Genomic DNA, 21,299 nt, shown 5'->3' with positions numbered 1-21,299 from the left:
GCGCGGGCCCGTCGAGGGCGGCGCCGATCCCAGTCTCCGGGCCGCGGAATCCCCTTACAGGGTGGAGCGATTGATGAATCCGAAGGTTGACGACCGGGTACCGGTCCTGATCGTGGGCGGCTCGCTGGTGGGGCTGTCGGCCTCACTCTTCCTCGGCCGGCTCGGGGTCAGGCACCTCCTGGTCGAGAAGCACGCCGACACCTCGCGTCACCCGCGCGGCCGAGGGAACAACGTCCGCACGATGGAGCTGTACCGGGCGGCCGGGGTCGAGCCGGCGATCCGCGAGGCCGCCTCGATCCTCGCCCCCAACCACGGCATCCTGCAGGCCCCCTCGCTGACCGGCGCCGAGCAGGAGTGGCTGTTCCGCGAGATCGACCCGGGCGGCCGGCTGGCCCGGTTCAGCCCCAGCGCCTGGTGCCTGTGCAGCCAGAACGACCTGGAGCCGGTGCTGCTGCGCGCGGCCCGCGACCTGGGCGGGGACCTGCGGTTCGGCACCGAGCTGGTCTCCTTCGAACAGGACGCCGACGGCGTGACCTCGGTGCTGCGCAGCCGGGAGACCGACGAGGAGCGGGTGGTGCGCTCGGAGTTCCTGATCGCGGCGGACGGCCCGCGCAGCCCGGTCCGCGAGAGCCTGGGCATCGGCCAGAGCGGCAAGGGCGAGCTGTTCCACAACGTCAGCATCACCTTCCGGGCGAAGCGGCTGGCCGAGGTGGTCGGCGACCGGCACTTCATCGCCTGCTACCTGACCAACCCGGAGGCCGACGGCGCGCTGCTGCCGGTGGACAACCAGGAGGAGTGGGTCTTCCACGCGCCCTGGCACCCGGAGCACGGCGAGCCGCTGGAGGCGTTCACCGACGAGCGCTGCGAGCGGCACATCCGGACCGCTGTCGGCCTGCCCGCACTGGACGTCGAGGTGACCGGCCGGGCGCCCTGGCACGCCGCCGAGCGGGTGGCCGACCGGTACGGCGCCGGAAGGGTCTTCCTCGCCGGGGACTCCGCCCACGAGATGTCGCCGACCGGCGCCTTCGGCTCCAACACCGGCATCCAGGACGCGCACAACCTGGCCTGGAAGCTCGCCGCCGTGCTGTGCGGCTGGGCCGGGCCGCGGCTGCTGGAGACGTACGGGCAGGAGCGCCGCCCGGTCGCCCAGGTGACCGGCGAGCGCGCCTCGGCCCGCTCCGCCGAGCACAGCCACCCGGGCTACGCCGTGGTGCCGGGCGTCGGGCGGCAGGCCGGGGTGCTCGCGGTGGCGCTCGGCTACCGCTACCCGGTGGGCGCGGTGGTCGGGGCGGACCGCTCGGGCCCCGTCGTCCCCGAGACATTCGAGTCGACGGGCGAGCCGGGCAGCCGCGCCCCGCACCAGTGGCTGCTGCGGGCGGGGGTGCGGCTCTCCACGCTGGACCTGTACGAGCAGGCGATGGTGCTGCTCGCCGGGCCCGAGGGCGGCGCCTGGCTCACGGGTGCCCGGCGGGCGGCCGACCGGCTGGCCGTCCCGCTGGACGCGTACCGCATCGGCGACGGTGCCGAGGACGACCTGGCCCCGGAGCCGGGTACGGACTTCGCCGCCCTGCACGGCATCGACCCGGACGGCGCGGTCCTGGTCCGCCCGGACGGTTTCGTCGCCTGGCGCTCGCCCGGCCCGGCGCCGGACCCGGAGGCGGAGATCGGCGCGGCACTGCGGACCGTGCTCGACCTCTGAGACATGCGGAAGGGCCCGCCGAACCGGCGGGCCCTTCTTCGCGTTCCGGGGGTCAGTGGCCGCCCGCGTCGACCACCTCGACGTCGGCGACCTCGCGCTCGATCTCCTCGGCGGGCAGGGCGACCCGGATCGCCCAGTAGTAGATGACCAGCGAGAACGCCGTGACGAGCGCCATGTCGTACCACATCGGTATCCGGCCGGCGCCGTCACCGAAGCCGCCCTGCCAGGAGATCAGACCCAGGCCCAGCAGGTAGACCGGCAGCCACTGGGCGGACTTCCAGTTCAGCCGCGGCGCGTTCGGCAGGCCCTTCCTGATCGCGTACGCCGCGTAGCCGCCGAGCAGCAGGTAGCCCAGCACGATGGCGATGCCCAGGCGGGACAGGGTCTGCCAGCCGGCCCAGTAGATGATCAGGCTGGAGACCGCGAACGCGGCCGGGGAGATCACGCCGCCCAGCGGCAGCCGGTAGGAGCGCTCTCGGCCGGGCAGTCGGCGGCGCAGGGCGCCGAAGGCGAGCGGGGCACCGGCGTACATCAGCACGCTGGCGGAGGTGATGAAGCCGACCAGCTCCTGCCAGCTGGGGAAGGGCAGGAAGCAGATCACGCCGGTCACGAAGGAGATGATCAGGCCGAACCACGGCACGCCGTTCCTGTCCAGCTGCTCGAACTTCTGCGGGGCGTAGCCGTTGCGGCTCAGGCCGTAGGAGATCCGCGAGGTGGAGGTGGTGTAGATCAGGCCGGTGCCGCCGGGGGAGATCACCGCGTCGGCCTTCAGCACGTAGGACAGCCAGCCGAGGCCGACCAGGGTGGCCAGGCCGGCGAACGGGCCGTCGATGCCGGGGAAGTCGAGGTTCGCCCAGCCGTTGGCGAAGGCGCTGACCGGCAGCGCGCCGATGAAGACGACCTGCAGCAGGGTGTAGATCAGGGTGCCGATGGCGACCGAGCCGAGCACCGCGCGGGGGATGTCGCGCTTGGGGTTGCGGCTCTCACCGGCGATCTGGATGGCCTGCTCGAAGCCGAGCAGCGCGAAGATGATGCCGCTGGTGCTGATCGCGGCGAGCACGCCCTTGGCCCCGAACGGGGCGAAGCCGTGCGAGGTGAAGTTGGAGCCGTGGAAGCTGGTGATCGCCAGCATGAAGATCGTGAGCAGCGGAACGAAGATCTTCAGCCAGGTGGCGATGCTGTTGGTCCGGGCGAGGATCTTCACGCCGAGGAAGTTGACCGCGACGAACACGGCCATCAGCAGGGTCGCGACGACGAACCCGCTGGTGGTCAGGGTCTTGTCGGCGTTCTGCAGTCCGCTGGCCCAGGGCGAGTCCTTGGCGTAGCCGATCATGGCCTCGACCTCGATCGGTGCCACGGTGGCCGCCTGGAGCCAGGAGAACCAGCCGAAGGACATGCCGGCCAGGCCGCCGAAGGCGTAGTGCGGGTAGCGCGCGGTGCCGCCGGCGACGGGGAAGAGCCCGCCGAGCTCGGCGTGCACGAGTGCGAGCAGCACGATCGCGACGGCGCCGATGCCCCAGGAGATGACGGCTGCCGGTCCGGCGGCGGTGACGGCGCTCTTCGCGCCGAAAAGCCAGCCGGAGCCGATGATCGAGCCGACCGAGGCCCACATGAGGCCGACGAGTCCGACGTGGCGCTTGAGCGACCGGTGGGCGGTCCCGGTGGTGCCGGAGCTCTGGCCGGGCGGCGAGATCTGGTTGAGGGAAGCCATGGAGGATCTCTCTGTGTGTGGGGGCTCCGGGGTGGGCGGAGTGCGGAGAGTTGCCACACAGTAGGGCTATTCATAGACCTCTGCACAGATTTCATTACTGAATGTTTACTTTCTTTACCTGATATCCCTGCAGGTAGGAGGCATTCTGTTCAGTTGTCTGTTACGTGACTGGTGAGTAGGTCCAGCATCTGAGCGCGAATTGAGCTTCGCCCTTCCGTCCGGCAGTGTTGGTTGCGCCGTCGAATCATAGGAATGGCGGAAATCGCATATCCATCCCGATGGGTGTAAAGGGCAATCGATCGACGGTCCTCAGCTCGCCAGGTCGGACGGGTCGGTGTTGGCGCCGCAGAGCAGCACGGCGACGCGCTCGCCCTCGGCCTGGTCGAGGGCGGCGAGCGCGGTGGAGGCGGCGAACTCGACGGCGATCCGGTGGTCCTCCCAGAGCCGGCGGCGGGCCCGCACGATGGCCTCGTCGTCCACCAGCACCGAGCGGACGCCCTCGTGCGCGGCGGCGCCGACGGCCAGCGCGGTGGCCCGGCGGGCGCCGAGCGCGTCCTGGGCGACGGAGTCGACCGGCACGTCCACCGGGTGGCCGGCGGCCAGGGCGGCGTTCAGGGCGCGGCTGCCGACCGGCTCCACCGCGAGCACCCGGACACCGTGCTCGCGGGCCGCCACCGCCACGCCGGCGAACAGCCCGCCGCCGCCCACCGACACCACCACCGTGTCCAGCCCGGGCACCCGGGCGCGGATCTCGTCCAGGACCGTCCCCGCGCCGGCGGCGATCAGCGGGTGGTCGTACGCGTGCGAGGCCAGCGCCCCGCTGCCCGCCGCGAACTCCTCGCACGCGGCCAGCGCCTCCGCGTACTCCCGGCCCACCAGCCGCACCTCGGCGCCGTACGAGCGCAGCCGCGCCAGCTTCACCGGGGAGGCCGTCGACGGGAGGAACACCGTTGCCCGCACGCCGAGTTCACGCGCCGCCCAGGCGCAGGCCAGCCCGGCGTTGCCGCCCGAGGCGATGGTCACGCCGGTGTCCGGGAGGGTGCCCGCCTCGGCGTGCGCGAGCAGGAAGTTCTGCGCGCCACGGGCCTTGAAGCTGCCGGTGTGCTGCAGGAACTCCAGCGCCAGCCAGACCCGCCCGCCGCCGTCGCCCGGCGCCACCGCCACCGGCCGCACCCGCCCGGCGATCCGCTGCCCGGCGGCCTCGACCTCGTCGTACGTCAGCTGGTCCATCGTGTTCTGCTCCTTCACCGAGACGGCGTTCCGATCAGGGCTGACGGTACGTCGCGCGGCGGGACGCAGAAAAGATCGTGATCGCGTGATCGTCGAAGCCGTACGCTGGCCCCGTGCGTCACGTGATCCTCCCCCCGCCGCCCCGCTAGCGGGCGGCCCACTCCACCCACCCCGGCCCGGCGGACTCCGCCCGGCAGCCGGGGCGATGACCGCCGCCCGCGCACCCAGCGGACCCGAACCGGCATCTCACCGTGGAGTACCGACGCATGACCTCGAACACCGCCGCGCCCTTCCGGCGCGGCCTGTTGTCCATTTCCGCCGCCGCCGTCGCCTGGGGTGCGGGCGGCGCCGTGGCCGCGCTGCTGATGCGCACCAGCGGCCTCGGGCCGGTGGCCGTCTCCTGCTGGCGCTTCGGCGTCGCAGCGCTCTGCCTGGCCCTGCTGCCGGCCGGCGCACCCCGGTCCGCGCGGGCCGGCACCCGGTGGGGCGGCGGGCGGGGCGCCGCCCTGCTGACCGGGCTGGGCCTGGCCGTCAGCCAGTGCGCCTACTTCGGCTCCGTGTACTCCGCGGGCCTGGGGCTCGGCACCCTGGTCACCATCGGCGCCGGGCCGGTGCTCACCAGCCTCGGCGCCCACCTGCTGCTCGGCGAACGGCTCACCCGCCGCGCGCTCGCCGCCGTCGCCCTGGCCCTGGCGGGCCTCGCCCTGCTGGTCGCCGCCCCGGCGGCGGGCCCGCGCCCGGCGCTGGGCGTCGCCCTGGCCGTCCTCGCGGGCTCCGGCCAGAGCGGCCTCACCCTCTGGGCCCGCGGCGGCGGGTCGGCCCGGGCCAGTACTGGGGCCTTCACCACCGGCCTGCTCTGCCTGCTCCCGCTCGCGGCCGCCCAGGGCGTCGTGCCGACGGCCGGGGAGCCGGCGGTGACCGGGGCCGCGCTGCTCTTCCTCGGCACGGTGCCGACCCTGCTCGCCTACCGCTGGTACTTCACCGGCCTGACGGCCGTCCCGGGCACCACGGCCGCCGTGCTGGTGCTGCTGGAGCCGGCGACCGCGGCGGTGATCGGCGTGCTGTTCCTCGGTGAGCCGGTCACGGCCGCCCTGCTGGCGGGCTCGGCGCTGCTGCTCGCGGCGATCGCCGCGCTGACCCGCGGGTAGCTGGGCGGCCGCGTCGTGGCGGCCACCCGGGCGGGCGTCCTGTGGTCGCAGGGCGCCGGTGGCCATGCTGTCGTGGTCCGCATGAACCGCTCACTGCTGGCCCGGGTGGCCGCCACGACCGCGTCCGCCGTCCTGCTCACCACCGCCGCCGGTGCGGCGGTCGCCGCCGCCGCTGTGCCGACGGCGGCGACCGGGCTCCGCGATGTGACCGCCGATCAGTGCCGGGGCGCGGGCGGGCACGTGGAGGGCAGTGGCTACTGCGTCGACGCGGCCGGCGACGACTCCTGGGGCCAGCCCGTCGACGGCCAGGCGATCAACCCGGACCCGCGCCCCGGGCAGGAGTGAGCGCACCTCGCGGCAGGACGTCCACTCCTCCCGGGGCGCACCTCACGGGACCGGTCGCAGGGTCACCGGAGTCGGGGTGAGGGCGCGCAGGACCAGGTCGATGCGGACCCTGGCGGCGCCGGCTCGGTGCAGGGCGGCGGCGACGGCCCGCAACTCCTCGGGCCCGGTGCACGCGAGCCGGAGCTCCAGGTCGGCCTCGCCGGCGAGCGCGAGGCCGCTGCGGACGGCCGGGAACTCGGCGGCGAGCCGGTCGAAGTCGAGCGGCACCGGGCCGTGGCTGACCCGGGCGATCGCGTGCAGGAGCCGGGCCGGCTGCGGGCCGCCCTCGGCCGCCGGGCCGGCCGGGACCAGCCGGAGTGGGGCGGTCACCGGCGCTGGAGCTGTGCGGTCGGGGCCGACGGGAGCGGTGCGGCTGGGGCGCTCGGCACGGCCGGTGCGCTCGACGCGGCCGGGACGGCGGGGAGCCCGGCGGGTGGGGCGACCAGCCTCGGGTCCAGCACCAGGGTGTCGACCCCGAGCGGGGCGGTGAGGGCGCGCAGGGCGGATTCGCCCAGCTCGACGGAGGCCTGGTCCGGTCCCAGGAGGGCGGTCAGGGCCCCGTGGTCGGAGAACCCGACCGCACAGCGGCGGCCGTCGCGCAGGCGGAAGAGGCGCAGGGCGGTGGTGCCTCCGGTGCCGGAGGTGGTGACCGGGACGTGCCAGACGACGCGGGCCGTGCGGATGCGGGCCATGCGGATGCTCCCGAGTGGGGTGGTGGTGCCTGCCGGAACTGCTGCCTCGACGCTAGGGCCGCTCACCCCGCGCGTCGCCGGTCCTGACGCGGCATTGACCGAATGGGGTGCTGCGTTGACGCACTCCTGACGTCCGACTCACCCGAGTGGACTACACCACTGTTCCGGGGCGTCCGGTTTGCCTCGCGCCGCTCCTCGGACGACCGTGGAGTCCGTCCCGCGCCGAGGCCCCCGAAGCGCCCCGGACGGGACCGGCGCGCGCTCCGGAGCGGGGGGAGGTGGAGCGAGGGGCCCGCGACGAGATATCTTGACGTCAAGACGTTGGAGACGCGAAGCGGAGTACCGATGACTGACTCGACCATCATCTATACGCACACCGACGAGGCTCCGGCCCTGGCGACCTACTCGTTCCTGCCGGTGGTCCAGGCGTACGCCTCGACGGCGGGTGTCCGGGTGGAGACCCGCGACATCTCCCTGGCCGGGCGGATCATCGCGAGCTTCCCGGAGTACCTGACCGAGGCCCAGCGGATCGGCGACGCCCTGGCCGAACTGGGCGACCTGGCCAAGACCCCGGGTGCCAACATCATCAAGCTGCCGAACATCTCGGCCTCCGTGCCGCAGCTGAAGGCCGCCGTCGCCGAGCTCCAGGCCCAGGGCTACGCCCTGCCGGACTACCCGGACGACCCGCAGACCGATGAGGACAAGGACGTCCGCGCCCGCTACGACAAGATCAAGGGCAGCGCCGTCAACCCGGTCCTGCGCGAGGGTAACTCGGACCGCCGCGCCCCGCAGTCGGTCAAGAACTACGCCAAGACCCACCCGCACCGCATGGGTGCCTGGTCGGCCGAGTCCAAGACCAACGTCGCCACCATGGGCGAGGACGACTTCCGGTCCACCGAGAAGTCCACCGTGATCGGCGCCGACGGCGCCCTGCGCATCGAGCTGGTCGGCGCCGACGGCACCACCACCGTGCTGCGCGAGAAGGTGCCGGTGCTGGCCGGCGAGGTCGTCGACGCCTCCGTGCTGCGCGCCGCCGCCCTGAACGACTTCCTGGCCGCCCAGGTGGCCCGCGCCAAGGCCGAGGGCGTGCTGTTCTCGGTGCACCTCAAGGCCACCATGATGAAGGTCTCCGACCCGATCATCTTCGGCCACGTCGTGCGCGCCTTCTTCCCGAAGACCTTCGCGAAGTACGGCGAGGCCCTCGTCGCCGCCGGTCTGAACCCGAACAACGGCCTCGGCGGCATCCTGGCCGGCCTGGACGGCGTGCCGCACCTCGGCGCCGAGATCAAGGCCTCCTTCGAGGCCGAGCTGGCCGAGGGCCCGGCCCTGGCCATGGTCGACTCCGACAAGGGCATCACCAACCTGCACGTGCCGAGCGACGTCATCGTCGACGCCTCGATGCCGGCCATGATCCGCACCTCCGGCCACATGTGGGGCCCGGACGGCCAGGAGGCCGACACCCTCGCCGTGCTGCCGGACAGCAGCTACTCCGGCGTGTACCAGGCCGTCATCGACGACTGCCGCGCCAACGGCGCCCTCGACCCGGCCACCATCGGCTCGGTGCCGAACGTCGGCCTGATGGCGCAGAAGGCCGAGGAGTACGGCTCCCACGACAAGACCTTCGAGATCGCCGCCCCCGGCACCGTCTGCCTGGTCGACGCCGAGGGCAACGTGGTGCTGGAGCAGGCCGTCCAGCCGGGCGACATCTTCCGCGCCTGCCAGACCAAGGACCTGCCGATCCAGGACTGGGTCAAGCTGGCCGTCTCCCGCGCCCGCGCCACCGGCGACCCGGCGGTGTTCTGGCTCGACGAGACCCGCGCCCACGACGCGGTGCTGATCGAGAAGGTCAAGCAGTACCTGCCGGAGCACGACACCACCGGCCTGCAGATCGAGATCAAGTCCCCGGTCGAGGCCACCAGGTTCTCGCTGGAGCGCATCCGCCGCGGCGAGAACACCATCTCGGTGACCGGCAACGTGCTGCGTGACTACCTGACCGACCTGTTCCCGATCCTGGAGCTGGGCACCAGCGCCAAGATGCTGTCGGTCGTCCCGCTGATGGCGGGCGGCGGCCTGTTCGAGACCGGCGCCGGCGGCTCCGCCCCGAAGCACGTCCAGCAGCTGGTCAAGGAGAACTACCTGCGCTGGGACAGCCTGGGCGAGTTCTTCGCGCTGGCCGCCAGCTTCGAGCACCTGGCCACCACCACCGGCAACGCCCGCGCCCAGGTGCTGGCCGACACCCTGGACCGCGCCACCGGCACCTTCCTCAACGAGGACAAGTCGCCGAGCCGCCGCCTCGGTGGCATCGACAACCGCGGCAGCCACTTCTTCCTGGCCCTGTACTGGGCCCAGGAGCTGGCCGAGCAGACCGCCGACGCCGAGCTGGCCCGGGCCTTCGCGGGTCTGGCCGAGGCACTGGCCCAGCAGGAGCAGGCCATCGTGGACGAGCTGATCGCCGTCCAGGGTTCGCCGGTCGACCTCGGCGGCTACTACCAGCCGGACCCGGCCAAGGCCGCCGCCGTGATGCGTCCGTCCAAGACGTTCAACGAGGCGCTCGCCAACCTCGGCTGAACCGGGCCGAGCCGAACCACCGGGAGGCCCCCGGGTCCGTTTTCCACGGACCCGGGGGCCTCCCCGCGTTCCACCCCGATCCAGGCGGTCCAGGTGCTTCTGGTGCTGCAGGCGCTTCAGGCGCGGCCGAGCAGTGCCAGCGCCGTGCCGACGGCCTCGCGCAGCAGCAGGTACGGGCCGTGCGCGAGCGGGCCGTCCGCGCCGAGCACCTCGGCGGGGGCGCCGGCCCGGCGGGCGGCCAGCGCGGAGCGGACGGTGTGGAAGCCGCTGGTGACCACCGTGCAGCGGTAGCCGGGGCGCTCGGCGGTCATCAGGGCGGCGCTGAAACGGAGGTTCTCGGTGGTGTTCACGGCCCGCTCCTCGCGCCGGATCCGCTCGGCCGGGACACCCCGGGCGATCAGGTAGCGGGCCATCGCGGCGGCCTCGGTGCACTCCTCGTGCGGGCCCTTCCCGCCGGTGACCAGGACCAGCGGCGCGTACCCGGCGGCCTCCTCGGCGGCGAACCGTTCCAGCGTGGCGTCCAGCCGGGCCGCCAGGGTGGGCGCGGGCTCGCAGCCGTCCAGCGCGGCCCCCAGCACGACCAGGTAGTCGCGTCCGACCGGCGCGGGGCGGCGGCCCTGACGCAGCGCCAAGCCGAGGAAACCGAGCAGCCAGAGCAGGACGTACCCGCAGAGCAGGGCGGCGGCGATCAGCAGGACGTGCATATCCGTTCGAACGCGTACGGCGGAACGGCCGTTCCGGGGCGCGCGCGAAACGGCGGAATCACCGTTCCGGAGGTGGAACGGAGGTTCCCGGGAACGGGGGTTCCGCGGCGGAGCCGTAGCCGACGGGCTCAGCCCGCCTCGGCCGCCGGTACGGTCGGCGCGGCCGGGGGCGTCTGGGTGGCCGGGGCGGCCGGGGCCGAGCCCGTGCCCCGGGGCCGGTCGCGCTTGTGCAGGGACGCCAGGTAGGCGTTGTACGCCTCCAGCTCGGCGTCGCCGGAACGCTCCTCGGCCCGGTCGCGACGGCGGGCGTGCCGCTGCTCGGAGCCCATCCACTGGTAGACCAGCGCGATCAGCACGATCGCGGTCGGGATCTCGCCGAACGCCCAGGTGATGCCGCCGGCCAGCTTCTGGTCCTCCAGCAGGTTCGTCCCCGGTGGCGCGCCCGCCACGGTGAAGGTGGTGACCAACGGGTGCGCGGCCATCATCACCGCCACGCCGAAGAACGCGTGGAACGGCATCCCCATGAACAGCTCGATGATCCGCATCACGTGGCCGGGACGGTGCGGGCCCGGGTCCACGCCCATGATCGGCCAGAAGAACGCCAGACCGGCGAACAGGAAGTGCACCATCATGAAGACGTGCCCGAGGCGGTACTGCATCAGGGTGTCGAACAGCGGGGTGAAGTAGACCCCGTACAGGCTCGCGATGAACAGCGGGATGGTGAACGCCGGGTGCGAGACCACCCGGACGTACCGGCTGTGCAGCAGCGCCACCAGCAGCTCGCGCGGCCCGCGCGGGCGGCCCTTGCCGGCCGGGCGCAGCGCCCGCAGCGCCAGCGTGATCGGGGCGCCGAGCAGCAGCAGGATGGGCGTCAGCATGGAGAGCACCATGTGCTGGATCATGTGCGCGCTGAACAGCACCATGCCGTAGTCGTTCAGCCCGGTGCAGGTGACCGCGAGCAGGCTGGCGACACCGGCCGTCCAGCCGACCATCCGGCCGATCGGCCAGCGGTCGCCGCGCCGGTGGAGCCGGACCACGCCCGCCGCGTAGAGGCCCAGGAGGACCAGCCCGGCGAGCAGGAACACCCAGTCCGGGGACCAGGTCCACAGGGTGGAGAAGGTGAACGGGCCTAGCTGGGTCATCCCGCCGTGGTGGTGCATTCCTGACATTCCGTCGCCCATCGGCGGGTCCTGCTTTCCGTCCTCGTGGTCCCGGGATCGGGTCCGGTTCCGCCCGTTTTGCTTGGCATACAGCCTAGGTGGGCCTTACCCGGGCCCGTGCCCCCACCCCCTCCGTAGCCCCTGCGTACAGGTCTCCCCACCGGGCGGCCCGCTGACTAGACTGACCGGCCGGTCGGCAGGGAGGCCCAGGCATGGCGACGGTACACAGAGCCGCGGCGCGGACCACGGTCGCGCTGACCGGGGCGACCGGCTTCATCGGCTCCGCGGTGCTCGCGGCACTCGGGGCCCGCGGCGCACGGGTGCGGGCGCTGGCCCGCACGGTGCCGCGGAGCGCCGATCCCGGCACCGCCTGGGTGCCGGGTGACCTCGCCGACGTGGCGGCGCTGGCGGCCCTGTGCGAGGGCGCCGGGGTGCTGGTCCACCTGGCCGCCCGGGTCGACGGCCGCGCCGAGGAGTGCGAGGCGGTGAACGTCCGGGGCACGGCCGCGCTGATGGCGGCCGCCACCCGCGCCGGGGTGCACCGGATCGTCCACCTGTCGACGGCCGCCGTCTACGGCGAGGGCCCGCACGCCGGCATCGCGGTCGACGAGGTGCCGCCCGCCCCGCTGTCCGAGGCCAGCCGCACCCGCCTGCTCGGCGAGCGCCACGCCCTGGCCGCCGGGGCGTGCGTGCTGCGCCCCGGGCTGGTGACCGGGACGGGCGACCGTTGGGTGGTGCCCGCCCTGGCCGAGGTGGTCCGCCGGGTGCCGGTCCGCTGGGAGGGCGGCGCCGCCCGCCTCTCGATGGTGGAGCGCACCGACCTGGCCCGGCTGATCACCGCGCTCGCCCTGGACGGACCGGCCGTCCCGCCCGGCGTCCACCACGCCTCCCATCCGGACCCGGTCCGCAGCGGCGCCCTGGTCGCCGCCCTGGCCGAACTCGGCCTGCTGGCCGCCCCGGACGGACCGGACGTGCCGTGGGACGAGTGCCGTCGGCTGCTGGCCGCCGCGCCCGGCCGGGTCTCCGAGCGGCAGTTCGGCCTGGTCGCCCGCGACCACTGGTACCGCAGCGAGGACATCTGGCGCCTCGCCGCCTGCCCGCCCGGCCCCGGCCCGCTCGCCCGCCTCCCGGAGGCCGCCGGGTGGTACCGCGAGGCGCTCGGGCTGCCCGGCCAGGACTCCCGCGCCGCTCGGCCGGGGCGTCAGCGATGATCCGGCCGACGATGCTCCGGCCGACGGCGGTGCAGCGGCCCGGCGGGTGCGCGAAGGCCCCGGACCGCCGCCGGGTGGGCGGTTTCCAGGGGTCCGGGGCCGTCGTGCACGGGCGGGAGGTCAGAGGACCGTCTCGGCCTCCAGGTAGCGGTCCTGCGGGACGGTCTTCAGCTCGGCGACGGCCTCCGCCAGCGGCACCAGGTTGATGTTGGTGCCCTGCAGCGCCGTGATGTGCCCGAAGGCGCCCTTGTGGACGGCCTCGACGGCGTGCCAGCCGAAGCGGGTGGCGAGCACCCGGTCGTAGGCGGTCGGGGTGCCGCCGCGCTGGGTGTGGCCGAGGATGACCGGGCGGGCCTCCTTGCCGAGGCGGTGCTCCAGTTCGCGGGAGAGCTGGGTGGCGATGCCGGTGAAGCGCTCGTGGCCGTAGATGTCCTTGCTGCCCTCCTCCCAGTGCATCGTGCCGGGTTCGGGCTTGGCGCCCTCGGCGCAGACCACGATGGCGAACTTCTTCTGGCGGTCGAAGCGTTCGCGGACGACGGCGGTGAGCTTGTCGATGTGGAACGGGCGCTCCGGGACGACGATGGCGTGCGCACCGGCCGCCATGCCCGCGTTCAGCGCGATCCAGCCGGTGTGCCGGCCCATGACCTCGACGACCATGACCCGCTGGTGGGACTCGGCGGTGGTCTTCAGCCGGTCCAGGGCCTCGGTGGCGACCGAGACGGCGGTGTCGAAGCCGAAGGTCACGTCGGTGGCGGCGATGTCGTTGTCGATGGTCTTCGGCACGCCGACGATCGGCAGGCCCGCGTCGCTCATCAGCTTGGCGGCCTTGAGCGTGCCCTCGCCGCCGATCGGGATGACCGCGTCCAGACCGAGGTCGGAGCAGTACTTCCTGGCCCGCTCGACGCCGTCCCGCAGGTGGCTGGGCTGGACCCGGGAGGAACCGAGGATGGTGCCGCCCTGGGCGAGGATGCCGCTCACCGAGTCCAGGGTCAGGGGGCGGTGGTGGCCCTCCAGGAACCCGCGCCACCCGTCCTCGAACCCGATGATCTCGTCGCCGTGGTCGACCACCCCCCGGTGCACCACGGAACGGATCACCGCGTTCAGTCCGGGGCAGTCACCGCCGCTGGTCAGCACTCCGATACGCATTAGCTTTGCAACTCCCGAGCAGAACCGAGGAACGGCCGGACTACAGGCTGGGACGACGAGCCGTCACCGTGACGGGGCGCTCCCGCGCCGGGGCGGCGGGGAGGTGGCCGTGGGGTGAAGGACCGGCCGATCCGGACATGCGTCCGAAACCGGCCGTGGTGTCGAGCATACGGCCCCTGGTCCGGCCGGGCAGGAGCCGACGCGGGGACGGCGCCGTCGGCGCCCCCGCGCGGAAGTGCGGCCTGCTGCCGAGGAGGGTGTGCAGTAGGCAGCCCCATTGTCGTACGTCCGGGGCCGCCCGCGGGCCGGGTGACCGCATGGCGGGCACCCGGGCGGGGCGTTCGGGCGTCCTTACGCGGGGCGCGTCGCGGCGGCGATGCGCTCGGCGCGCAGCGCGTCGTACCAGGTGGTGTCGGCCGGCGGGAGGGCGTTGACGTCCAGTGCCAGCTTGATCAGCAGGTCGGCCACGGCGGGGTTGCGCGCCAGCACCGGGCCGTGCAGGTAGGTGCCGAAGACGGTGTCCCGCCAGGCGCCCTCGGTGCCGTCGCCGGTGCCGTTGCCCCGGCCGACGCTGACGTTCGCGAACGGCTGGACGCCCTGGCCGAGGTGGGTGACGCCCTGGTGGTTCTCGAAGCCGGTCAGCGGCGGCAGTCCGAGCCGCGGGTCGACGTCGGCGAGCACGTCGCCGACGCAGCGGGCGCCCTCGCCGCGCGTGGTCCAGACGTCGAGCAGGCCGAGGCCGGGCTCGCGCTCGCCGAGGTCGTTGACGAACTCGTGGCCCATGATCTGGAAGCCCGCGCAGACGCCGAAGATGATCGCGCCGTTCTCGGAGGCCCGGATCAGGCCGCTGTCGGCGCGCAGCCGTTCGGCGGCCAGGCGCTGCGGGCGGTCCTCGCCGCCGCCGATCAGGTAGATGTCACCGCTGGTGGGGATCGCCTGGTCGGAGCGGACGTCGATCCTGGTGACGTTGAGGTGGCGCTGGCGGGCCCGGCGCTCCACGACCAGGGCGTTGCCCCGGTCGCCGTAGGTGCTGAGCAGGTCCGGGTAGACCCAGACCACGCGCAGGCTGCTCTCACTCATCCTCGAAGGCCTTCCGTCGCGTAAAGATGGGCGTGCGGGCGCGGCATCAGCCGGCCACGACCTTCCGCAGCTGCTGGAAGGCGGTGTAGTTGGCGATGGCCTCGATCCGGCCGGGCGGGGCCATCCGGACGGCCTGCTCCAGGGTGTCCACCACGTGGAACTGCAGTCCGGCGACCTCCAGGCGGACGGCCAGGTCCAGCTTGCGCTGGCCCATCACGAAGACCGGGTGCCCGGCGAGGCGCTCGTAGTCGACGTCCCACAGCCAGGAGGTGTCGGTGCCGTCGGCGTCGAGGGCGTTGACGGAGAGGATCACCGGGGCGGGCGGGCCGTCGATCAGGGAGAAGGTCTCCAGCCAGCCGGCCGGGTTCTTGGCCAGCAGCAGCCGGATGTCCCGGCCCTGGTACTGGACCACGTCGTAGCGGCCGGCCACCGCGGTCACCGAGCGCATCCGCTCCAGGGCGACCTGCGGGGAGACGCCGAACACGGCGGCGACGGCGGCCGAGCTGGTGGCGTTGGCCAGGTTGGCGCGGCCGGGCAGCTGCAGCTGGATCGGCCAGGCGCCGCGCTGCGGGTCGATCACGTGGGTGCCCTGGAGCGCCCAGTGCGGATTGGGGCGGCGGAAGCCGCAGTCCTGGCAGAACCAGTCGTCGCCGGGGCGCTGCATCACACCGCCGCAGGCGGGGCAGGACCAGGCGTCCTCCTTCCAGGCCTGTCCGGCGGCCACCCAGACCACCTTCTTGCAGGAGGAGGCGGCCCAGGTCACCAGGGGGTCGTCGGCGTTGGCGATGACCACGGCCTCGCTGTCCTGCAGGCCCTCGCGCCACTTCTCGGCCATCATCCGCGTCTCGGCGGCGCGGTCGAGCTGGTCGCGGGAGAGGTTGAGCAGGGCGATCGCCTTGGGGCGGGTGTCGCGGGCGACCATCGCCAGGTACTTCTCGTCGACCTCGATCACGCCGAAGCGGGCCTCGGTGCCGCCAGCCAGGGCGGAGGTGATGCCGGCCGGCATGTTGGCGCCGAGGGCGTTGGAGACCACCGGGCCGGCGGCGCGCAGCGCCTCGGCGATCAGGCGGGTGGTGGTGGTCTTGCCGTTGGTCGCGCTGACCAGGACGACGTCGAGGTGGTCGGCGAGGGTGGCCAGCAGGTCGGGGTCGAGCTTGAGGGCGACCTTGCCGCCGATCACCGAGCCGCTCCCGCGTCCGGCCTTGCGCGACACGGCGGCGGCGACCCGGCCGGCCGTGACCGCGATCTTGGCGCGGGCCGGCAGCGAGGCGTCGCGTGCGCCTGTGGGCTCCGATTCGGTGCCTGCCATGCTCAGTGGTTCCTCCTTGCTGCGGCACCGCCCGGGGCCGGATAACGGGCCGTCGGGCGGCGGGGACGGGGGTCAGCCTACCGACTCCGTCGCCCGGCCGGACGATCCGGACCCCGTGCCGCCTGCTGTGACGCGGCGGTGGGGGCGGCTGACGGCCCGTCAAGGAGGGCGGTGTACGGAGAGACCCTGTACCCCTTGACGACGCTCCGCGGGCGCCGCCGGGTTCCCGGGGCGCCCTGGTGAGGATCTGGTGAAGAAATGATCAGCGGCCCGGGCGGTGGGAGTGGGCGGCCTGGTCCCCGGCGCCCAGCGTCGCGGTGATCACCAGGGTGCCGCCGTCGGCGTCGAAGTCCAGCGGCGCCGCCAGCCGGCGCATCGCGGCGATCAGGCCGGTGTTGGCGGCGTGCGTCACCGCGTACACCGTCCCGATCCCGGCCGCCCCGGCCATCGCGGACAGCCGCCGCAGCAGGGCCAGCCCCAGGCCGTGCCGCTGCCAGGCGTCCTCGACCAGGACGGCCAGCTCCGCCTCGCCGTCGTCCCACATCAGGTGCCCCAGGGCGAGGATCCGCCCGTCGGGGGCGACCACGGCCAGGCTGCGGCCGTGCCGGGCGTCCAGCAGGTGGTCGAGGTGGCGGTCGGCGTCGCGCACCGGGCCGTGGTAGCGCTGCCGCAGGGCGGCGGGGGAGCAGCGGCCGTGCATCGCCAGCGCGGCCGCCTTGTCCGCCGGGCCGGCGGGGCGCAGCAGCAGCTCCGTCCCGTCCGGCAGGGACAGCCGGGACGGGGCCTCGGGCGCCGGGCCGCCCGGGCGCGCGGGGAGGACCGACGGGGGGTGCGGCCGGGCCGCCCGTACCGGGCCGCCGGTGAGCGCGAGCGGCCGGGCGGCCGGGCCGTCGGGCGCCGCGCACCTGCGGTCGGACCTGCGGAAGGGCCGGTGCCAGAGCCGTTCGGGGCGAGTGCGGGATGCCGTCATGCCACCGACGCTACCGAGGGCTCGCTTCCGCTCGGTTACGTGATCGTGAACGGGCGAGTGCCCGGGACGCACCCGGGTCGCGGCCGGGACGCGGCCGACCAGGGCCGGGACGGGCGGCCGGGGGTGCCGGGATGCGGCCGGAACAGGTCCGGACCGCTGCCTCATGCGGGTGGGACAACGGGCCGCCGACGGTGGATCCCGTACCCGGCGCTCCTGGTGAACAGGCCGCCGGGGCCCCCGAAACCCCGCACCGAAGGCACCTCCCATGCGCATCGACCGCATCGACCCGTCCGTCTCCGCCGCCACCCCCGTCGTCCCGCACGCCCGCCGCGCCCCGGCCGGCACCGCGCTCACCGGCCTGCTCGACCGGCAGGTGCGCACCCGGCCCGACGCCACGGCCGTCATCGGCGAGAACGGGGGCCTCACCTTCCGCGAGCTGTCCGGGACCGCCCGCCGACTGGGCGCGCACCTGCGCCGGCTGGGCGCCGGCCCCGACACCTGCGTCGGCCTGTACGCCGAACCGTCGGGGGAGCTGGTCGCCGGAGTCTGGGGCGTCCTGTACGCCGGGGCCGGCTACCTGCCGCTGTCGCCCGAGTACCCCGAGGACCGGCTCCGCTACATGATCGAGGACAGCGGCACCCGGATCGTGCTCACCCAGGAGCACCTGCGCGGGCGGCTGGCCTCGCTGGCCCCGGCCGGCACGGTGATCGTCACCTCCGAGGACGCGCCGCCGGCCCACCCGGCGGCCGCGGACGGCGCCGCGCCGGAGTCACTGGCCTACGTGATCTACACCTCCGGCAGCACCGGCCGCCCCAAGGGCGTGATGATCGAGCACCGCGCGGTGGCCTCCCAGCTGCGCTGGATGCTCACCGCCGGACACCTCGACCCCGCGGTCACCGTGCTGCAGAAGACCCCGATGAGCTTCGACGCCGCGCAGTGGGAGATCCTCGCCCCGGCCGTCGGCGCCCGCGTGGTGGCCGGCACGCCCGGCCTGTACCGCGACCCGGAGGCGCTGGTCGCCGCCGTACGGCGGCACGGCGTGACCGCCCTGCAGTGCGTGCCCACCCTGCTCCAGGCGCTGCTGGACACCGAGGGCTTCGCCGACTGCACCAGCCTGACCAGGGTGTTCTCCGGCGGCGAGGCGCTGTCCCGGCGGCTCGCCCGCACCGTGGGCCACGCCCTGCCCGCGGCCTCGCTGGTCAACCTGTACGGCCCGACCGAGTGCACGATCAACGCCACCGCGCACGTGGTCGACCCGGCCGAGCTGGGCGACGGCGCCGGCTCGGTGCCGATCGGCCGGCCCGTCGACGGCACCCAGTGCCACATCCTGGACGAGAACCGGGTGCCGGTCGGCGCCGACGGCGTCGGCGAGCTGTACATCGGCGGCGTGCAACTGGCCCGCGGCTACCTGCACCGCCCGGAGCTGACCGAGGAACGGTTCGTCCCGTCCCCGTTCGCCCCCGGCGAGCGGCTGTACCGCACCGGCGACCTCGTGCGGTGGAACGCCGACGGCACCATCCAGTTCGCCGGCCGGACCGACAACCAGGTCAAGCTGCGCGGCTACCGGGTCGAACTGGACGAGATCGCCCGCGCGATCGAGGAGCACACCTGGGTGCGCCGCGCGGCCGCGATCGTCACCGCGGACGAGCGCACCGGCCACCGCGACCTCGTCGCCTGCGTCGAGCTCAACCCGCGCGAGGCCGCGCTGATGGACCAGGGCAGCCACGGCGGCCACCACCGGTCCAAGGCCAGCAAGCTGCAGGTCAAGGCCCAGCTGTCCGACCCCGGCGTGCGCGACCGCGAGCAGCTGGCCGGCCGCGAGCGGGTCGAACTGCCGGGCCGGCGAGAGAGCGAGACCCAGCGCCGGGAGACCTTCGCCCGCAAGACCTACCGCTTCTACGATGGCGGCCCGGTCACCCGCGACGACCTCGCCGCGCTGCTCGCCCCCCGCCCGGCCGCCGCCTTCGGCCGGGACCTGGCGCTGCTGAGCTTCCCCGAACTCGGCCGCGTTCTGCGGTGGTTCGGCCAGTTCCACAGCGCGGAGCGGCTGCTGCCCAAGTATGCGTACGCCTCGCCCGGCGCGCTGTACGCCACCCAGCTGTACCTGGAGACCGGTGGCCTGGACGGGCTCGCGGCCGGGCTGTACTACTACCACCCCGTCGAGCACGGCCTGATCCGGATCGGGCCTGCCGAGACCCGCGAGGAGGCGTACCTGACGCTGCACTTCTCCGGCAAGCACGGCGCCATCGAGCCGGTGTACAAGAACAACATCCGCGAGGTGCTGGAGTTCGAGACCGGCCACATGCTCGGCGTCCTCGAGGAGGTGCTGCCCGAGTACGGGCTGGACGTGCGCCCGCTCGGCCTCGACCCGGCGGTCAAGGGCCGGCTGGACGTCGCCGAGGAGGACCACTACCTGGGCGGCTTCACGGTCGTCCGCAACGGCGGCGCGCCCCGCGCCGAGGACACCGAGCTGTACGTCCAGGCCCACCAGGGCCGGGTGGACGGCCTGCCCGGCGGTCTCTACCGGTACGCCGACGGCGCGCTGGCGCACGTCTCGGACGCCGTGGTGGAACCGCGGCACGTGATCGCGATCAACCAGTCCGTCCACGCCCGGGCCGCGTTCGGCATCACCGCCGTCAGCCGCGCGCCGCAGGAGTGGCTGGAGTACATCGCGCTCGGCACCAAACTGCACCACCTGCAGCGCAACGGCCGGGGCCTGGGCTTCATGTCCTCCGGCTACAGCTCCAGGAGCGGCCACCCGCTGCCCGCCGCGCGCCGCATCGACGAGATCCTCGACGGCCACGGCATCGCCACCGGCCCGTCGTACTTCTTCCTCGGCGGCAAGGTGAGCGAGGAGCAGATCCGCAGCGAGGGCATGCGGGAGGACGCCGTCCACATGAAGGGCCCGGCCGAGATCATCAAGGACGAACTCGCCACCCTGCTGCCCGACTACATGCTCCCCAACCGGGTGCTGGTCGTGGACGCCCTGCCGCTCACCGCGAACGGCAAGGTCGACCTCAAGGCCCTGGCCGCCTCCGACGCCGTCCGCACGGCCGACGTCCGCGGCGCGTACGTCGCCCCGCGCACCGCACCCGAGCGGTGGCTGGCCGGGGCCTGGGGGCAGGCGTTGCGCTACGAGGACGTGTCGGTCGCGGACGAGTTCTTCGCCGTCGGCGGGAACTCGCTGATCGCCGTGGCCCTGGTCCACCGGATCAACCGCGAGTTCGGCATCACGCTGCCGCTGCAGGTGCTGTTCGAGTGCCCGAAGCTGGGCGACCTGGCCGCCCGCATCGAGCGGGCGCGCGGCGGGGGCGGCGGGGACGGTGACGGCGGCGGGGGCGCCGCGGCGGCCGGCTCCCGGCTGATCCCGCTGCAGCCGGGCGAGTCCGGCCGGCCGGTGTTCTGCTGGCCCGGGCTCGGCGGCTACCCGATGAACCTGCGGCTGCTGGGCCGCGAGGCGAGCGACGGACGCGCGTTCTACGGCATCCAGGCGCACGGCATCAACGAGGGCGAGACGCCGTACCCGACCATCCGGGAGACGGCCGCCGCCGACGTCGCCGAACTGCGCCGGGTGCAGCCCGACGGCCCGTACACGCTGTGGGGCTTCTCCTTCGGCGCCCGCGTCGCCTTCGAGGCGGCCTGGCAGCTGGAACAGGCCGGCCGGCGGGTGGAGAGCCTGCTGCTGATCTGCCCCGGCAACCCGCAGGTGCGCCAGGACGACGGCCGCCGGTGGGGGCGTGAGGCCTCCTACGCCAACCCCGCGTACGTGACCATCCTGTTCGGGGTGTTCACCGGCCGGATCGACGGGGCCGACCTGGAGCGCTGCCTGGCCGAGACGGCGGACGAGGACACCTTCGTCGCCTCCGTCCACCGGCTGCTGCCGGACCTGGACGAGGAGGTGATCCGCCGGATCACCCGGATCGTCGGGGAGACCTACGAGTTCGAGTACAGCTTCCGCGAACTCGCCGAGCGGCGGCTGGCGGCGCCGGTGACCGTCTTCAAGGCCGCGGGCGACGACTACTCCTTCATCGAGGGCAGCAGCGGCTACTCCGCCGCCCCGCCCACCGTGGTCGACCTGGCCGGGGACCACTACGGGGTGCTGAAGGAGCACGGCGTGACCGAACTCGTCGCCGCGATCCGGGCCCTGGAGCGGACCGCCGACGAGGAGACCGCCCCGGGCCGCTGACGCGGACACGCTCACGGATGGCCCAGGATCCGTGAGTCGGGGAACCCCTTCGGATAGGGATGGCTCGGCTTTTCGCCGATCCCGTTCCGACCCGAAGGGGC

At 73.9% G+C, this 21,299-nt stretch carries 16 protein-coding genes; 6 read left to right on the top strand and 10 right to left on the bottom strand.

The features are described from left to right. Positions 1 to 73: 73 nt before the first annotated feature. Positions 74 to 1,699: an FAD-dependent oxidoreductase gene (locus AC0B61_RS21380; RefSeq protein ID WP_471742294.1), complete on the top strand. Its 1,626-nt coding sequence runs from the start codon at positions 74 to 76 to the stop codon at positions 1,697 to 1,699. A gap of 52 nt (positions 1,700 to 1,751) precedes the next feature. Here AC0B61_RS21380 and AC0B61_RS21375 read toward each other — a convergent pair whose 3' ends face one another. Both AC0B61_RS21375 and AC0B61_RS21370 read right to left on the bottom strand, forming a co-directional pair. After that, positions 1,752 to 3,410, bottom strand: a complete 1,659-nt coding sequence (locus tag AC0B61_RS21375) for an APC family permease (protein ID WP_471742293.1) — start codon at positions 3,408 to 3,410, stop codon at positions 1,752 to 1,754. Positions 3,411 to 3,719: 309 nt separating this feature from the next. Beyond that, positions 3,720 to 4,640 carry a serine/threonine dehydratase gene (locus AC0B61_RS21370; RefSeq protein ID WP_471742292.1) on the bottom strand — a complete coding sequence of 307 codons (921 nt, stop codon included), beginning with the start codon at positions 4,638 to 4,640 and terminating at the stop codon, positions 3,720 to 3,722. 266 nt (positions 4,641 to 4,906) lie between these two features. Between AC0B61_RS21370 and AC0B61_RS21365 the strand changes: the two genes are divergently transcribed. Further along, complete coding sequence (locus tag AC0B61_RS21365) at positions 4,907 to 5,788, top strand: EamA family transporter (RefSeq protein ID WP_471742291.1); 882 nt, start codon at positions 4,907 to 4,909, stop codon at positions 5,786 to 5,788. Between the two features lie 81 nt (positions 5,789 to 5,869). Continuing rightward, positions 5,870 to 6,133 (top strand): hypothetical protein, encoded by a 264-nt coding sequence (locus tag AC0B61_RS21360; RefSeq protein ID WP_471742290.1) that lies wholly within the window; start codon positions 5,870 to 5,872, stop codon positions 6,131 to 6,133. Positions 6,134 to 6,175: 42 nt separating this feature from the next. On the opposite strand, the gene AC0B61_RS21355 is transcribed toward AC0B61_RS21360, so the two are convergent. Together AC0B61_RS21355 and AC0B61_RS21350 are read right to left on the bottom strand one after the other, a co-directional pair. Continuing rightward, positions 6,176 to 6,502, bottom strand: coding sequence for a hypothetical protein (locus tag AC0B61_RS21355; RefSeq protein WP_471742289.1), 327 nt, complete (start codon positions 6,500 to 6,502; stop codon positions 6,176 to 6,178). Further along, positions 6,499 to 6,864: an SAV_915 family protein gene (locus tag AC0B61_RS21350; protein WP_471742288.1), complete on the bottom strand. Its 366-nt coding sequence runs from the start codon at positions 6,862 to 6,864 to the stop codon at positions 6,499 to 6,501. The genes AC0B61_RS21355 and AC0B61_RS21350 overlap by 4 nt, the downstream gene beginning before the upstream one ends. A 345-nt stretch (positions 6,865 to 7,209) precedes the next feature. Between AC0B61_RS21350 and AC0B61_RS21345 the strand changes: the two genes are divergently transcribed. After that, positions 7,210 to 9,432, top strand: coding sequence for an NADP-dependent isocitrate dehydrogenase (locus AC0B61_RS21345; protein ID WP_471742287.1), 2,223 nt, complete (start codon positions 7,210 to 7,212; stop codon positions 9,430 to 9,432). 116 nt (positions 9,433 to 9,548) lie between these two features. Here AC0B61_RS21345 and AC0B61_RS21340 read toward each other — a convergent pair whose 3' ends face one another. Further along, positions 9,549 to 10,136: a YdcF family protein gene (locus AC0B61_RS21340; RefSeq protein ID WP_471742286.1), complete on the bottom strand. Its 588-nt coding sequence runs from the start codon at positions 10,134 to 10,136 to the stop codon at positions 9,549 to 9,551. 128 nt (positions 10,137 to 10,264) lie between these two features. Beyond that, positions 10,265 to 11,296 carry a cytochrome c oxidase assembly protein gene (locus AC0B61_RS21335; protein WP_471742409.1) on the bottom strand — a complete coding sequence of 344 codons (1,032 nt, stop codon included), beginning with the start codon at positions 11,294 to 11,296 and terminating at the stop codon, positions 10,265 to 10,267. 212 nt (positions 11,297 to 11,508) lie between these two features. Here AC0B61_RS21335 and AC0B61_RS21330 point away from each other — a divergent pair, with 212 nt between their 5' ends. Continuing rightward, entirely contained in the window at positions 11,509 to 12,507 is a 999-nt protein-coding gene (locus AC0B61_RS21330; protein ID WP_471742285.1) for an NAD-dependent epimerase/dehydratase family protein, read from the top strand. A 120-nt stretch (positions 12,508 to 12,627) separates the two neighbouring features. On the opposite strand, the gene AC0B61_RS21325 is transcribed toward AC0B61_RS21330, so the two are convergent. From AC0B61_RS21325 to AC0B61_RS21310, 4 genes are all read right to left on the bottom strand, one after another. Then, positions 12,628 to 13,653: a 6-phosphofructokinase gene (locus AC0B61_RS21325; RefSeq protein WP_471742284.1), complete on the bottom strand. Its 1,026-nt coding sequence runs from the start codon at positions 13,651 to 13,653 to the stop codon at positions 12,628 to 12,630. Positions 13,654 to 14,004: 351 nt separating this feature from the next. Then, a complete protein-coding gene (locus tag AC0B61_RS21320; RefSeq protein WP_471742283.1) occupies positions 14,005 to 14,733 on the bottom strand; it encodes a type 1 glutamine amidotransferase in 729 nt (242 codons plus the stop codon). A 46-nt stretch (positions 14,734 to 14,779) separates the two neighbouring features. Continuing rightward, positions 14,780 to 16,042, bottom strand: a complete 1,263-nt coding sequence (locus AC0B61_RS21315; protein ID WP_471742282.1) for a MurT ligase domain-containing protein — start codon at positions 16,040 to 16,042, stop codon at positions 14,780 to 14,782. A 262-nt stretch (positions 16,043 to 16,304) separates the two neighbouring features. Beyond that, a complete protein-coding gene (locus AC0B61_RS21310) occupies positions 16,305 to 17,012 on the bottom strand; it encodes a GNAT family N-acetyltransferase (protein WP_471742281.1) in 708 nt (235 codons plus the stop codon). A 265-nt stretch (positions 17,013 to 17,277) separates the two neighbouring features. On the opposite strand from AC0B61_RS21310, the gene AC0B61_RS21305 reads away from it, so the two are divergent. Then, the gene (locus AC0B61_RS21305; protein WP_471742280.1) at positions 17,278 to 21,198 is read left to right on the top strand and encodes a non-ribosomal peptide synthetase family protein; all 3,921 of its coding nucleotides are present in this window, start codon (positions 17,278 to 17,280) and stop codon (positions 21,196 to 21,198) included. Positions 21,199 to 21,299 lie beyond the last annotated feature (101 nt).

Source organism: Kitasatospora sp. NPDC023385 (genome assembly GCF_055664045.1).
Note: the sequence above shows the minus strand (reverse complement) of the source record. Positions and strands in the feature narration are given on the sequence as shown.

Excerpts from the sequence above, each read along its gene's own strand:
- AC0B61_RS21380 (WP_471742294.1), top strand. The coding sequence starts at position 74 with ATGAATCCGAAGGTTGACGACCGGGTACCGGTCCTGATCGTGGGCGGC.
- AC0B61_RS21375 (WP_471742293.1), bottom strand. The coding sequence starts at position 3,410 with ATGGCTTCCCTCAACCAGATCTCGCCGCCCGGCCAGAGCTCCGGCACC.
- AC0B61_RS21370 (WP_471742292.1), bottom strand. The coding sequence starts at position 4,640 with ATGGACCAGCTGACGTACGACGAGGTCGAGGCCGCCGGGCAGCGGATC.
- AC0B61_RS21365 (WP_471742291.1), top strand. The coding sequence starts at position 4,907 with ATGACCTCGAACACCGCCGCGCCCTTCCGGCGCGGCCTGTTGTCCATT.
- AC0B61_RS21360 (WP_471742290.1), top strand. The coding sequence starts at position 5,870 with ATGAACCGCTCACTGCTGGCCCGGGTGGCCGCCACGACCGCGTCCGCC.
- AC0B61_RS21350 (WP_471742288.1), bottom strand. The coding sequence starts at position 6,864 with ATGGCCCGCATCCGCACGGCCCGCGTCGTCTGGCACGTCCCGGTCACC.
- AC0B61_RS21345 (WP_471742287.1), top strand. The coding sequence starts at position 7,210 with ATGACTGACTCGACCATCATCTATACGCACACCGACGAGGCTCCGGCC.
- AC0B61_RS21340 (WP_471742286.1), bottom strand. The coding sequence starts at position 10,136 with ATGCACGTCCTGCTGATCGCCGCCGCCCTGCTCTGCGGGTACGTCCTG.
- AC0B61_RS21335 (WP_471742409.1), bottom strand. The coding sequence starts at position 11,296 with ATGCACCACCACGGCGGGATGACCCAGCTAGGCCCGTTCACCTTCTCC.
- AC0B61_RS21330 (WP_471742285.1), top strand. The coding sequence starts at position 11,509 with ATGGCGACGGTACACAGAGCCGCGGCGCGGACCACGGTCGCGCTGACC.
- AC0B61_RS21325 (WP_471742284.1), bottom strand. The coding sequence starts at position 13,653 with ATGCGTATCGGAGTGCTGACCAGCGGCGGTGACTGCCCCGGACTGAAC.
- AC0B61_RS21320 (WP_471742283.1), bottom strand. The coding sequence starts at position 14,733 with ATGAGTGAGAGCAGCCTGCGCGTGGTCTGGGTCTACCCGGACCTGCTC.
- AC0B61_RS21315 (WP_471742282.1), bottom strand. The coding sequence starts at position 16,042 with ATGGCAGGCACCGAATCGGAGCCCACAGGCGCACGCGACGCCTCGCTG.
- AC0B61_RS21310 (WP_471742281.1), bottom strand. The coding sequence starts at position 17,012 with ATGACGGCATCCCGCACTCGCCCCGAACGGCTCTGGCACCGGCCCTTC.
- AC0B61_RS21305 (WP_471742280.1), top strand. The coding sequence starts at position 17,278 with ATGCGCATCGACCGCATCGACCCGTCCGTCTCCGCCGCCACCCCCGTC.